The sequence below is a fragment of the Pseudomonas sediminis genome, assembly GCF_002741105.1.
In the GTDB taxonomy this organism is placed as follows: Bacteria; Pseudomonadota; Gammaproteobacteria; order Pseudomonadales; family Pseudomonadaceae; genus Aquipseudomonas; species Aquipseudomonas sediminis.
Genome location: NZ_NIQU01000007.1, coordinates 60,599 through 75,185, shown reverse-complemented (window position 1 = coordinate 75,185; position 14,587 = coordinate 60,599). Strand labels below are relative to the sequence as shown.

General features: G+C 59.8%; 7 protein-coding genes and 1 tRNA gene. All 8 read right to left on the bottom strand.

What is annotated here, in order from left to right; genetic code table 11:
- Position 1: 1 nt before the first annotated feature.
- Entirely contained in the window at positions 2-1,282 is a 1,281-nt protein-coding gene (gene egtB / locus CDO35_RS16915) for an ergothioneine biosynthesis protein EgtB (protein ID WP_099525850.1), read from the bottom strand.
- A 414-nt stretch (positions 1,283-1,696) separates the two neighbouring features.
- Positions 1,697-3,862 (bottom strand): ATP-binding protein, encoded by a 2,166-nt coding sequence (locus tag CDO35_RS16910; protein ID WP_099525849.1) that lies wholly within the window; start codon positions 3,860-3,862, stop codon positions 1,697-1,699.
- On the bottom strand, positions 3,859-7,674 hold the full coding sequence (locus CDO35_RS16905) for a hypothetical protein (RefSeq protein ID WP_099525848.1): 3,816 nt from the start codon (positions 7,672-7,674) through the stop codon (positions 3,859-3,861). Before CDO35_RS16905 ends, CDO35_RS16910 begins: the two co-directional genes overlap by 4 nt.
- A 118-nt stretch (positions 7,675-7,792) precedes the next feature.
- On the bottom strand, positions 7,793-8,563 hold the full coding sequence (locus CDO35_RS16900) for a nuclease-related domain-containing protein (protein WP_099525847.1): 771 nt from the start codon (positions 8,561-8,563) through the stop codon (positions 7,793-7,795).
- A 327-nt stretch (positions 8,564-8,890) separates the two neighbouring features.
- Positions 8,891-10,225, bottom strand: a complete 1,335-nt coding sequence (locus tag CDO35_RS16895) for a type II toxin-antitoxin system HipA family toxin (protein WP_099525846.1) — start codon at positions 10,223-10,225, stop codon at positions 8,891-8,893.
- A gap of 2 nt (positions 10,226-10,227) precedes the next feature.
- Positions 10,228-10,488 carry a helix-turn-helix transcriptional regulator gene (locus CDO35_RS16890; RefSeq protein WP_099525845.1) on the bottom strand — a complete coding sequence of 87 codons (261 nt, stop codon included), beginning with the start codon at positions 10,486-10,488 and terminating at the stop codon, positions 10,228-10,230.
- A gap of 258 nt (positions 10,489-10,746) precedes the next feature.
- Positions 10,747-10,823 (bottom strand) — tRNA-Ile (locus CDO35_RS16885).
- Between the two features lie 16 nt (positions 10,824-10,839).
- Positions 10,840-14,574, bottom strand: coding sequence for an EAL domain-containing protein (locus tag CDO35_RS16880; protein WP_099525844.1), 3,735 nt, complete (start codon positions 14,572-14,574; stop codon positions 10,840-10,842).
- Positions 14,575-14,587: the final 13 nt, after the last annotated feature.

Below are 14,587 nucleotides of genomic sequence, written 5' to 3'. Positions count from 1 at the left end.
CTCAGAGCTCCTTGGCCAGGCGCAGGCCGGAGAACTGCCAGCGCATGGTGGGGTAGAAGAAGTTGCGATAGGTGGGGCGCACGTGGTCTTCAGGCGTGGCGCAGCTGCCGCCACGCAACACCATCTGCCCGGACATGAACTTGCCGTTGTACTCACCCAGGCTGCCGCCCAGCGGCCGAAAGCCGGGGTAGGGGCGGTAGGCGCTGGCGGTCCATTCCCAGACATCGCCATAGAGCTGCTGCAGGCCATCACCCGCGCCCGCAGCCACCGGCTGCAGGTGATCGTTCTCGACGAAGTTGCCCCACAACGGTTCGTCCTGCGCGGCCACTTCCCATTCCTCTTCGCGTGGCAAACGTGCCTGCGCCCAGGTGGCGAAGGCCTCGGCCTCGAAGTAGCTCAGGTGGCAAACCGGCGCATCCAGATCCAGTTCGCGCGGGCCGCCCAGGGTCAGCTCCAGCCAGTCGTCGCCCTCGCGTTGCCAGTACAGCGGCGCCTGCCAGCCTGCGCGCTGGATGTGGTCCCAGCCGTCCGCCAGCCACAACGCCGTGCTGCGATAACCGCCATCGCGGATGAACTGCAGATACTCGCCATTGCTCACCGGCCGGCTGGCGAGCTGAAAGGCCTCGACGAACACCCGATGGCGCGGCCGCTCGCAATCGAAGGCAAAGCTCTCGCCGTTATGACCGACATGCCGCAGCCCGGCGGGAAATTCGATCCATCGCATGTCGCCGGCCGCCGCGCCAACCGGCTTGAGGTCATGCCGGTAAACCGGCCGCAACGGGTTCTGCGCCAGGATGTGCTTGATATCCATCAGCAGCAGCTCCTGATGCTGCTGCTCATGCTCCAGCCCCAGCTCGACCCGCTGCAGCACCTCGTCGGCAAGTTCGCTGCCTGATTGGAGCAACTGCGCCATGGCCAGATCGACATGGCTGCGATAGGCGTACACCTCGCTTACCGTCGGCCGCGACAACAACCCACGCCGCGCCCGCTCGAAGGGCGTGCCGTGGGTCTTGTAGTAGGAATTGAACAGATGGTCGTAGCGCTCATCCAGCGGGCGATAACCCGGCAGAAAGGGCTGCAGCACGAACGCCTCGAAGAACCAGGTGACATGCGCCAGATGCCATTTCGGCGGGCTGACGTCCGCCATGCTCTGGATCACATAATCTTCAGCTTCCAGCGGCTCACAGAGCCGCTCGCTGGCAGTACGCACCCGCTGATAACGCTGCCATAGCTGTTCGAGGTGCGGCGGTGAAACGGCGATCCTGCTGGTGCGGTCTCGCATAACACGCATCCTTTGCTGGCGCCGCGGAGCGCGACGGTTCTAGAGCTGACTGGATGGGGTGGGAAAGGTTCAGGGAAAGTGGCTGGGTGGCGACGATACGATTACGACGAGAAGCAATAAACAAAAAGCCGCGCAATGCGCGGCTTTGAAGGTGGTGGGCCCACACGGACTCGAACCGTGAACCAAAGGATTATGAGTTGCCTAGAAATGCCTCAAACCCAGTAAAATCGTGAGCAGCTTACTGTAAGAAAAATAAGCTGAAAGTAGCGTGGTTACTGGGCTTGAGCATAGTTTTGCGAAACCTGCAGAAGCTAGGCACTGTACCGCCAGTGTACTGTTTTTTGTACCGCGAAACGGTCAGTTTCTAAACGGTTGGTATCGCCTCAGGCTGAAAGACCAGCTATTGGTTCGACATCAGGCGAGCATGATCACCTCGCCATACAGTTTCCGCAGATGTCCATCGGACATGTCTAGGATGGGCTCATACATGAAGGAATTCAGGTGAATATTCTCGGGGGTCATTAGGGCCACACGTTGAAGGATTCTGAGCGTCTTCAGCTCTGTACTGAACAGCTCCCGGAATTTTTTCAGCAGCTTTGGTGTTTGGTTCGAGTCAATTCCCGCGACGAAGGCCGGGTCGTTGATGCGCTTGACCATGAAGCGTTCGGCGGTGAGACGGATCGACATGGCAAGCACGATCTTGTTCTCGAAATTGATACCTTCGGCAGCCTTTAGGCACCCACTGGCCTCATCCTCGATGAGCGCAATCACAGTTTTTGCACCTTCGGCCGAAGCAACATTTTGTCCGAACAGTCTGTTGAAGATCACATCCAGGTCAGAAATGGTGATCTGATCGGAGTCGGCCTTCCAGTGCAGCAGCGACGTCAGTTTGACGAAATCGGGGTCGGCCGCATCCTTTGTGTATTCGATGAGATTGCGCATGAAGGGGATACAGGCAATCTTTTTCTTCGGCTCGGCAGCGAAATTTGGCTTCCAGTCTTTGACAAATACGTTCTGAATTCCAGCGGCTTGCTCAAGCACCAAGCCTGCGGCAGTTTTTGACGCCATGAAGCAGTCTGGGTACCGAACAAACCGGCTCTGAATAGTCCGGTAGAAGTCGAAGTTGTGGGTGAGGATGATCTGCTTGAAGTGGGGGTCTTCGGCAATGTCCATCAGGTACTGAATAATGGCGTACTTGTTTTTGTAGTCGAACGAGTCCGCAATGTCATCGACGATGATGAGTGTTTCCTGTTGTGCCTTCTTCCGCACTTCGATTTCAAAGAGGATGTTCAGCACGTAGAAGGCCTTTTTTTCCCCCGTGCTGAGGGCCTGCATAAGTGAGCTGCGGTCAACAGCGGCCTTATCTGTCCCATCTTCAAACGTAAAGTCGAGGCTTAGCATCGGCTCCTGACCGAGGATTACGGACAGCCGGTTAACTGCCTCCAGCTTGAACGGTACGAAGAAGCGATCGTTGAACATGTCGATCACTTCTTCCCACTGCGTGCGCTCTTTCGCTGCCTGCTCTTCGATTTCTTTGCGTCTGGTCTGGGCTGCTTGGTATTTGTTCAGCAGATCCTGAAATGGCTCGAGGCGCACCTTGAGGTAGGATTTCCAAACGTCCTCCTTGAAAGCTGGTACGTTGCCTAGCCGTACCAGCAACTCTTCATGGTTCAGCAGGTAGGCTTCGAAGTCGCGGACCGTGACGTTCCTCTGGATTAGCTTGTCGAGTTTCGCGAACTTCCTTTTCAGCTCCTCGTCATTAGAGATCGCATCCTTCTCTTTGGCGATCAGTTCTTCGAGTTCCTTCTGGCTGGTAATCTCTAGCTTGGCGTCGGCATTTAGGGTGACGGAGTGCTTCGCCTCAAAGAAGCCGTTGTCGGCCAACTGCTTTGCGACCGTCGCTGCGTTGTAGTAGTTGAATGTGCCTTTCTTGAAGTAGGTCGATGCGGCCAACAGTTCGTTGTACTTCTTGATGTAGTCCTGAATGGCAGCTTTCGCTTCATCCGTGGCGAGTAGAGCAAGCACCTTATCGTCGAACACGACATCGTAGGCGACTGTCGCGAGCGGGGCGTCGGGCAGCGCAGCAATCTCGTCCTTGATACGATTCAGCGCAACATAGAACTGGTCGTCACGTGCTGTGAAGGTGGACGACAACTCCTTTTCGATGTCCCTCCTGGAGCCAGACTGCTCTTTGAGAGCTTTCAGCAAGGTCTCCTTTGCCGCGTCGATATCGGCATGGAGGGCTTCGTATTCTTGGCGTAGCGCAGGGTTGACCAGCAGCGTTGAAGTCTTCGGTGAGTGCCCCAGAACCTCGTCATATGGACGAACGACGAGTACACCTTCCTTGGGTAGATCCGCACCGGCCTCGTCCTTGATTTCGCGCCTGCACACGCGCGCCGGGAAGATGCGATCCTTGGAGGCGACACCGTCTGCGACATCTTGGAAGGTCTGCGCGAGTGAGGACTTCATAGATCCGTTCGGCGCATAGACGGCACAGGCCTTTGCTTTAGAAAAATCGAATTCAGCTTGCAGCTTCTTGATGCCGTAGCAGTTGTCCAGGTCGATGCTCACTGTTTTCATGTTCGATTCCCTCCGTGCGGATTGTCTGCACCTTGCCCACATCCAACAGCAGCAAGATCCTGTTCCAACAAAGCGTTCTGAAGTGTGAGCAGTGCCGCCCAATCGGAAGTCAGTCTGTTACGCAGCAGTGCTGCTAGGCCCTCCGCCAGGGCGACATTGCCGGCTGCCACGTCCTCGCTGAATTTCCGCAACTGCATCTGCACTGACGTTCCCTCGGCCTGCGCCTCGAATGCCTTGAGAGCCACTGCGAGCTGTCGTTCATGGTCTTGCCGTACGGCTTGCTCAGCAGGGGATCTATCCTTTTCTCCCAGTCTGAAGTGGCGCATGCCGTCAAGCTCTGTAATCAGCTCAATGCTTCGTTGCGCCTCTCGGGTCAGAATATCGTTCAATCGCGGCTGCTGGAGAGTATCTAGCCAGTCGTCCCCAGAGTACGGCGATGCAAATAGTGAGTACCGTCCTTTTATCGTCAGACACGATAGTGCGAGGTGATCGATACGTGGGACAAACCAGACCTGGCGGCCTTCGCCAATGGTCGACTGAACCTGGGCGGCATGTGCTTCAACCCATGCCGGCCAATCGCTGGGTGATGAAATATCCGCGATTGCCAGGAAGACTCTATTCGGCCAGGGCAGGGGAGTTTCCCAATCTGGACGCGTATGCAATTCAAGCTCGATAGCTTGTCGTCTAAGCTCGGCTTCAATACCCTGCAGATAGCTCTCTGAGCTTGCCTGCAGCTTGCGCTCAACGGCCATCTTGACACTACGCAAAGCGTCGTCCGGTAAGGCGCTACGGGCGATGGAAATCCATTGCGTCAGCTTGGCGCCCTGCGTGCCAGCTTCAATGGCCAGCAGCCGCAACGAAGCGATCAGGCTCTCCAAACGATCCAACGACTTTGCAGGCGATTTACCTAAAAGTTCCCAAGGTTCCTCGCGCGCCTCTTGCACGTTTTTGAGCAAATAGCCGGTCCATAGGACAAATGCACCGTAGCCATCCGGCAACTTGATGAAGCGTAGAATCAAATCGGCAGAGCAATGGGAAAGCAGATTTTGCAGCGGTGTGCTGTGCTCTGTCGGAGCGCTGCAATTGGGGGCTGCGTCTCGTGGCGGAGTCAGTTGGCGAGAAGCGTCGTGAATATTGCCGAAGCGCTCAAGAATCTTCGCTTGAGGCGGCTTACCGCGCAGAGTGGTATCCACTATGCGCTCTAGTACGGGTAGCAAGCGTTCCAGCATTCCATACGAGCGATGCAGATAGTCGGTGTAGCTCTCGTTGCCAACCAATCTTGCTGCCGCGGCGATCCAGCGTTGGTTCCACGCGGGCAATGCGGTGGGCGCGATATTCTCCCGAGGGATACGTTTGCTGGCATCCGGTAATCCGGATGGACGGCCGTCGGCCGCCAGTGCGTCGACGGCCGCTACCATTGCACTGGGGTCAAGCCCAAGCAGCGTGGCGCAGAGTGGTGCCACTTCATCGTTGAGTCGAGCCTGAACGGAGGGGGCAACGTAGTAAATGACGCTGCGTAGAAGACGCCCTTCGGGTGCTGCTTCGACTGTAACCGGCCCTGCCCAGGGAATTTCGCATGGGACGCGCTCCAGTAAACGATTGCGCACCGGTGCCTCCACCCAGCTTGATGCGATGCGTGGATCTATCAGATGGATCGCGCCCAGCAGATCAGCAACGTCGCTAAGATCGACTGCTTCGAAATCGGGCTTCACCGCCAGCAGTGCCGATCGCAAAGACTCCGGCAGTTCCATGCCGACTAGCGCTCCTATGAGTGCTCGAAGGCGGTGGGCGTCGGTGGTGGCTACAATCTGCTGCAAGGAGGTTCGAGAAAGGGCGGACAGTAGATTCGTTCGTGGGTCCGCAGCTGATCTGGGGCGTAATGTTCCTATGGCACTCCTCAGGCGATCCGGTATTGGCATGGGGGAGATATCAGTGTTCGCGACTGCGAACATGGCGGCTAGGGTGATTTGCGACGGTTCCAGTCCGTCCGACAGAACTTCTGCTACCCAAGCCCGTAGTGTTGCCTCTATGTGCGCCTGGCCCATGCCGTACAGTGCTGTGACCAGAGCGACGGGATCGCGCTCTTTCTCCAGCCGTGAGGCGAGGGCCGCGACGAAAGCGCCTGTCGCGCTGGGGTGACTCACCAGCACGTGGGCGGCCAAGGCTTCCAAGCTATCGCTATGCACGGAATGAACCGCCTCTGTCACCGTTCGTGATGGCGGCGGTGGTGGGTAAGCATGGCAAAGGTCGAAGAGCATTGCCGAACGTAGCTGATGAAGGCCTCCGATGCGTCCATCCTCTTTCGCCGAAACGAGATGCTCATCAATCAGGCGGCGTAGACTTCGACTCAGATCACCAGGTGCGATATCCAGCGTCGTGGACAGCCGTTCAGCATCAATTGTGGCGCCCGCCATGCTGGCGAGCGAAGTAACGCGAAGGATGGCCAGCTCGGTATCGCGAGATTCGCGCAGCCGTCGATCCACTTGCTCACCAAGAACAGTCTCGATCCGTTCGCCACGCGTCAAGATATGTGTGAATTCGAGCAGGAGTCCGCCGCTTCGCTCCCAGGGTTCGCGCCAACCCATCCAAGACGTCCGGTCCTGGTCGCGCAGCCGGTGCCAAATTCGTTCTGCCACCGCTTCTTCAACGGGAGGGCGAACCTCTTTTGCGCGCGCCCGAGCAGTCAGCATAAACACATCTTCTTCTCGGATTGAGCCGAGCAGCAAAATCCCGCTACCGCCGCCGACCTCCTTACTCAAACTATCCCAAAGGCTGCCGCCTCCGCGCCCGACATCGTCCAAGATGAAACCGATCGGTGCGTTAGGGGATGCTCTTAATGCCTGGGCTAGACGCATGAAGAGGTGTGCGTCGGCTGCATCGCCTCGCTTGATTTCGAACCAGCGCACGGTATGCCGGACCGCACGTGCCGCCTCCCACATCAGCGCCGATTTGCCGCTGCCCGATTGGCCCACGATCAACGTGGCACCACTGGCTTCCAGAGCGTCGAGAACTATGCTGCGCGTCTCCGGGCGTTCGGCGACCAGACCGGCCGCGAGGTGTCCGGGGCGTGTATTGATGCCTTGATAAAAGCCGGGGTCATCCGTGGGGGTCAGGAAATCGAGCGCTTCGCAGAGTCCGTCGCGTAGTGCTGCCTCCATGCCACTTAGGTCAAGGATCGGCTCGATCCTGCGCACACAAGCCTCCACGTCAGATACGGCCAGGCCTGCATAGCGGTTATCTGTGATTAAGCCATTGGCATCGGCCAAGTTGCCGATGCGGCTAAGTAGCTCAGCGTAATGAACCTGTGCAGCCAAGGGAGTGCAGGACATCATTCGACTGATGGATCTCAGGGCGACTTCAAAGGGCGCGGGGGTAATCCAAACAAGAGTACGAGGTGCGAGTGAGCTCCAGCCTGGATCGCTAGCCATGGCCTTGGCCAGGCTCGGGTTATCGGCCAGCCTGTGATCGGTAGTGGGGCCACCTGCGATCGGCTGTTCTACAAGCAAGATCAAATCACCGGTAAGGGGCGAGGATGCGCCCTCGCTTCGATACCAAAGCTCACGCACGAAGTTTGCCGCCTCGCTGGCTGAGAACGGTCCCAAGTGGTCGCGGCGTGATTTCACCTGAACAAGGGCAGAGCGCGTCGCTCCGCGAAGCTCGTAGTCGTCCAGCCCTTCCGGGACTACCTCGCCGTAAGGCAGTTCCTCACTCCAGCACTGAGTTGCCAGCCAGACGCCGGCGGCATCCTGGTATCGAAAGCCACGCCCGGCATGCGACCCCGCGCGTGAGGCGCCGTGTTTCGAGCCCTTCATACAACTCCATCCTTATGTTGAATCGAGCTTAGTGGCTTTGCTCAGCTAGCAGAGCTGAGAGTGTGATGAAGCCGTTATTGATTGCATGATGAGCGTCCTGCGTATCAATGGGTGGTTGTTAAAGGCTCTGCAGAATTCGGCATTTCGGAAACGCCGAGCATCCCCAAAACTGCTGCCCCGCTTTCGCCCCTGATTTCACGGTGCGTATCAGCAGCGCACTGCCGCATTTCGGACATTGTCGCTCGGCTGTTGGGTCGCTACGCCGCTTGAGGTTCTGCACATGCTCGCGATGTGTGGCGAGGGTCGGTGCGCGGCGGCCGGTTTGCAGGGCTTGCAGCATGGCGTCGACTTCAGACTCGCCGAATACCGGCTGCTGGAATGACTGGATATAGCGGATAAAGCCGATGCCCTGGGTAACGTTGGCCGGCACTTCTGTTTTGAAGGTGCTGCCGCTGACAAAGGTGATGACCGAGTGCAGGTGCTCGGGATTGACGCCAAGGGTGGCTTCCAAAGCTTTTAGGTGTTTGTAGTTCTGCCGCAGCGGGTTCTGGAACTTGAAGGTGCGTTTGTAGAGCTTCTGCGTCCACTGCGCCTGCTTTTCGCTGCCGAAGATCCAGCCGCTCATGTTCTTCGTTTCCAGCACGAAGATGCCGTAGGGCGAGAGGAATACGTGGTCGATCTGCGTGGTGCCGTCCGGCGTGTTCAGGGTGACGTTATGCAGGCGACGGTAGGTCTGTTTGTCCAGCTGCCAATGGGCGAACAGGCGCACCAGCAGCTCACCGATCTGCCCCTTGGCCCACGGCGATTTGAGCAGGCCGATCAGCAGGGCTGCTGGGATCAGCCAGAACAGGCTGTCTATAAGCGGGCGAAGAATGAGGCCGACGTCCATATTTTCTTCCGTGAGCGGAGCCGCTTGGGTGGCGCTCGTTGTACGAGCGAGCAGGCGTGCCGAAATCCAGATGCCTGGCACACCCGGATAATGGCTAATTGCTTTCAATCGCTCAAGAGGATCGCGACCATTGTCCTATGGCCGCTAGGCGGTTACGCCAGGTTTGGAGGCATTGCCCAGGGCTGAGCGCGGCCCACAAGGGAGTTGCCCTTTTTGTTCATGAGCCGATTAGCGCACCTATTCGGCTCATTTGGTGAGCCGAATAAGGGCTATCTGGCTCACCGTGTTCTCACCTGACGTTCGTTGGGCTGCCGTGTCGCTTGCTGGTCAGCGCTTCTTCGCCAGCAATTTGGAGCGGCCAATCACTTCTCTGCTGCGCTCAGGTTTGCGCGGGCCGGAGAAGCCGGCGTCTTCGATGGCGCTATCCAGGCCACGAAAGTGTGCGGCGGCTTTGGGGCTGCGGACTGTTTCCATGCCTTCGTTCCAGGCATGCACCATATGCTTGGCTACGTCGCGCCAGGCGGGCTCGTTCTTCGCGGCTTCGATCACTTCGTTGCCGACCTCTATGGCGGACTCGCAGAGTTGCTCGAGCATGGCTGCGTATTTGCTCGGGGCAATGCCCAGTACGGCCTTGAAGAAAGTTTCCAGGGATCGACCCGGTGTCCAGGTTTGCCTGCCTCCAACGGACAGGCCTGGCGGGTTGCTGGCAAAGCGCGGGTAGGCCTGAGTGGTCACCAGGTCATAGACCGGCGTGAAGCCCACGTCAGATAGGGAGGAGTAGAACAGCGCGATGTTCTTCGCGTGGCAGTCGGCATTGCGTACCACGTAGTTGGTGAGCAGATGCAAGCCCAGGTGCTCGCGCTGCGTTTGCAGGCGGTCAGCGGGGATGTAGGCGCGTGTGGCATTCCAAACCCGCTCGGTGGTGGGAGCGTACTTTTCATGGGGCGGTAAACCCAGCAGCCCGCAGGCATCCTCAACGCCATAGCGGGGGATGCCGTGTTCGTCCACGTCGAAGCGATCCACTACCAGGACCTTGCCGTCGTCAGACATGCGGCAGGCAGCGACCGGCACGACGTTCAGTCGCTCCAGTACGCGCATGGTGTAGAACTCGTTGAAGCCCAGAAAAGGGGTGGTTTCGTCAGAGCCCTTGATGATGTGAAAGCCGGTGCGCAGGGTCGGCTTGCCCAGCGGCTCACGAGGGTCGATGGCGTCAGTGGCAATGAATTTTGGCACGACCCCCGATACGGCGACCCGAGCGTATTGCCGCACCAGTGCGGCGAACCGTTCGCTGGTGTTTTCCGCTTTGAGCAGGTGTTCTATCTCCAGCGGCGCCATTTCGACGCCGGGCTCAACACCCTCTGGCGTGACCGAGACTCTGCCGATGCCGGTGCCGCCCACCACGCCCAGCAGGGACAGGTCGGTACCATCGAGCAGCGGGCCAAATTCTTCGCGGATAACGCCCAGCAGATACCCCTCGGGCAGGTTCTGCCGGAAGAACGGGAAGAGGTCGCGCGGCCAGCGCCAAGCTTCTTCCCGTACCGGCATCGTCAGGCTGACAAAGTCTTCCGCTGCTGTGCCCGGCAGGTACTTCAGCACATATTCATCGCGCTCCCGATAGAGCTTGGCCACCCGCCGTGAGCTGACGTGGACGTCGAGGATCATGCTCAAGCACTCCCTGAGCGTTGCTCGTCGAGGATGTCTTCGACCGTGCGTTGGTGTCCGGCCTTGACCAGCTTCAGGTCGTAACCTGCCGCTTCCAATAGCCGAACCAGCGCCGAGACACTCATATCGCCTTTGGCCAGGGTTTCCATACGGGCTACGGTGGTGCGCGAGACGCCAGCACGACTGGCCAGCGCTTCCTGGCTCAGTTTTGCGTCACCGCGCGCCTGTTTCAGCATTTCGGAAACGTCGTGGAGAGAGGTCATTTGTAGCCCCTGGGCATCAAAAATACAGGTAATGCAGAAAAATGTAGCTCGTGGGCTACAGCTATACAAGCAGCCTGATTCATTTTTGTGTCTTTTGGGCTACAAGATACGCCTACTAATCGTTTTTTGTGGCTCTTGGGCTACATGTTGGGATGTAGGCAATAGCTTCGCAGCTTTCCCGGGGGCTGGGTGGCTGCCGGCGCATTACATATGAGATGTGCAGAAACACGAAAGCCGCGCAATGCGCGGCTTTGAAGGTGGTGGGCCCACACGGACTCGAACCGTGGACCAAAGGATTATGAGTCCTCTGCTCTAACCAACTGAGCTATAGGCCCCCAGAAGGCCGGCGGATTATACCGGCGCGTTCTCGCCAGCGCCAACCGCTTGACCTGGCGGGAGAAATTTCCGGGTGAAGGCCTCGGCAGAAAGCGGGCAGCTGACCACGTAGCCCTGGATCTGCAGGCAGCCTTCGGCGGCCAGGCAGAGTTCCTGGGCCTTGGTCTCCACGCCTTCGGCGATCACCGTCAGTTGCATGCTGTTGCCCAGGGCGATGATGGCGCGGGTGATCGCCAGGTCGTGTGGGTCGTCCGGCAGGCCACGGACGAAGGACTGGTCGATCTTCAGCACGTCCAGCGGCAGGCGCTTGAGGTAGCTGAGCGAGGAGTAGCCGGTGCCGAAATCGTCGATGGCCAGTTGCACGCCGAGCTGTTTGAGGCGGTGGAGGATGTCCAGCGCTTCGCCAGCCTGGTTCATGATGAAGTTTTCGGTGATCTCCAGTTGCAGCAGCTCCGGCGCCAGGTTGTAGCGCTGCAGCAGGGCGCTGATGCGCGGCAGCAGGCTTGGCTGATGCAGCTGGGCGCCGGCGAGGTTGACCGAGAGGGTACCGAAGCCGCGGCCGCTTTCCTGCCAGTCCTGCAGTTGGCGGCAGGCTTGTTCCAGCACCCAGTCGCCCAGTGGCAGGATCAATCCGCTCTCTTCGGCGACGGGAATGAAGCGATCCGGCGGGATGTCGCCGAACACCGGGTGCGGCCAGCGTACCAGTGCTTCGGCGCCGACCAGGCTCTGGCTGCGCAGGCAGAACTTGGGTTGGTAGTACAGGCACAGTTCGTCGCGTTCCAGGGCGCGGCGCAGTTCCTGTTCCATGGCCATGCGTTCGTTTACCTGGAAGGTCAGCGAGCGGGTATAGAACTCGCTGCGGTTACGGCCCTTGGCTTTGGATTGGTACATGGCCGCGTCGGCGTTCTTCACCAGGGTGGCGACGTCGAGGCCGTCCGTGGGGTAGAGGCTGATGCCGATGCTGGCGCTGATGAAGAACTCGTGGTTGTCGAGCTGGAACGGCGCACCGAAGCATTCGAGCAGTTTCTGCGCGACCTGTTCGGCGTCCTGCGGCTGTTGCAGGCCGGGCAGCAGGATGATGAATTCGTCGCCACCGAGCCGGGCCACGGTGTCGATATCGCGCAGCTGCAGTTTCAGGCGCGCGGCGATGGCCTTGAGCAACTGGTCGCCGACCGGGTGGCCGAGGCTGTCGTTGATCTGCTTGAAGCGGTCGAGGTCGAGAAACAGCACGGCGCCCAGTTGGTCGTCGGCGCGTGAGCCATCCAGCGCACTGCGCAGGCGATTCTCGAACAGCAGGCGGTTGGGCAGGCCGGTCAGCGGGTCATGGTGGGCCTGGTGGTCGAGGCGTGCCTGAGCGTGCTTGAGGCTGGAGATATCGGCGAATACACCGACGAAGTGGGTGGTCTGGTTATCGCTGTTGCGCACGGCGCTGATGGTCAGCCACTCGGGGTACAGTTCGCCGTTCTTGCGCCGGTTCCAGATTTCCCCCTGCCAGTGACCGTCGGCCGCCAGGCTGTGCCACATGGCGGCGTAAAAGGTCTGGTCGTGCTGCCCGGAGGCGAGCAGGCTGGGGCGCTGGCCGAGGGCTTCGGCCTCGCTGTAGCCGGTGATCTGGGTGAACGCACGGTTGACCGCGGTGATGCGCTGCTCGAGGTCGGTGATCATCACGCCTTCGGCGGTGCTTTCGAAAACGGTGGCGGCTTGCTGCAGTTCTTCCTGCATCTGCTGGCGTTCGGTGATGTCGCGGGCGATGGTCAGCAGGCATTCGTCGCCGCCGATGGGCAGCGGCTGCGCGGAGAGTTCGCAGAGGCGCAGGTGGCCGCTCTTGTTCCGCACCGGGGCGATCAGGTCGCGCACGCTGCCTTGCTCGCGAATGCGTTGCACCAGGCGTTCCCGATCTTTCGGGTCGGCCCAGATGCCCAGGCTGAGGGTGCTTTGTTCGGCTATCTCGTCGAGGCTGTAGCCGGTGATGTGGCTGAATCCTTCGTTGGCCTCTACCAGCAGGCCGTCACGCAAGCGGGTGATCAGCAGACCGTCAGGCGACGCGTGGAAGGCTTTGGCGAACTTCTCCTCGGATATCTGCAGCTTTTGCTGGGTGGTCTTCAGCTGGCTGATGTCGCGTACCACCACGACCAGCGCGGGGGTGTTGTCGAGGACGAAGGGGCTGGCCGAAATCAGCCCGGTAAACAGGCTGCCGTCGGCGCGGCGGAAGGGCATCTCCAGGTTGCGCAGGCTTTCGTCCTGCAGACGCAGCAGCAGGCTCGGGCCGATGCCGGGCACGCCCCACATGTCGAGTTCGGTGGCGGTTTTGCCGATGGATTGTTCGACGCTAAACCCGGTTTGCTCGACGAAGGTGCTGTTGACCTCCAGCAGCACGCCGTCGACACGGCGGGTGATGATCAGGATGTCCGGGCATTGCTGGAACACCGAGGCGAACTTCTGTTCTGACAGGCGCAGCGCCTGCTCGGTCTGTTTGGCGTCGCTGATGTCGACCATCAGACCGCGAATCACCTGGCGGTCGTCGCGCTGCAGCAGGGTAACGATATCGCGCACCCACACCGTGCGCCCGTCGGCGGCCAGCAGGCGGTACTCCAGGGCATGGTCGTTACCACTTGCGCATTGTTCCAGGCAGTTGCGCAGGGTGCGCTGGTGATCGTCCGGGTGCAGATGGCGTTGCCAGAAACCGGGCTCCAGCCATTCGTGCAGGGGATAGCCGAGCAGCTTTTCCGCATGGGGCGAGACGTAGGTGTAGGTGAGCCCGCTGGACTCGGTCTCCCAGGTGATGGCCGAGAGGCTTTCGACCATGTCGCGAAAGTGCTGCTCGCGGTTGTGCAGCTCCTGCTCCAGCGCTTCGCGGTTGCGCATCTCGCGTTTCAGGCGGCGATTGATGCGCAGGATGATGGCGATGATCGCCAGCAGGCCAAGCACAGCGGGCAGGCTGTAGAGCAGGGTTTCGTGCCAGACGCTGCGTTTGTCCAGCACGCTGCCGGCCCAGGGTTCCTGCAGGTCGGCGATTTCTTCGGCGCTGAGTTCGGCGAAGAGGCGGTCGAGAATGCCGATCAGCATGGTCTGCCCACGGGGTACGGCCATTGCCAGCTGATAGCGATAGGGCGTCTCGCCGCTGATATAGAGGCCGTCGAGCTTGAGCTGGCGCAGGCTCCAGACGCTGGAGGCGAGGTCGCCGACCATGGCATCAGCCTCGTTGGTCGCCAGCGCCTGCAGCGCAGCGGCGGTATTGCGCAGGGGCAGCAGGTTGAGGTCAGGGTGTTGCTGGCGCAGCAGTTCGTGCGGGGCGTAATCGCTGACGACGGCGACTTTGAGGCCGTAGAGGTCTTTGAGCTGCTTGGGCTGAGGTCCGCCAGTGCGGGCCAGGATGATGATGGGGAAGTCCAGGTAGGGGCGGGTGAAGGTCAGGTATTCCTGGCGTTCGGGTGTCGACATCACACCGGGAAGCAGGTCGACCTGGCCCCTGCGCGCTCGCTCCAGTATCGCGCTCCAGTTGCTGGGCTCGACGGGTTGCAGCTCGACGCCAAGGCGTTCTTCGATCAGTCGCACATAGTTGGCGGTCAGGCCGTGGTAGTTGCCCTGTTCGTCACGAAATTCGAAGGGTGGCCAGGATGCATCGACACCCAGGCGTAGTTCGGGGTGGGCTGCCAGCCAGGTGCGCTCGTCCTCGTTGAGTGTCAGGGCTAGGGCCGGGGTCATCCAATACGCCAGGCACAACAGCACAATGGCCGGCAAGCGGGGCATAGCAGCCTCGTTT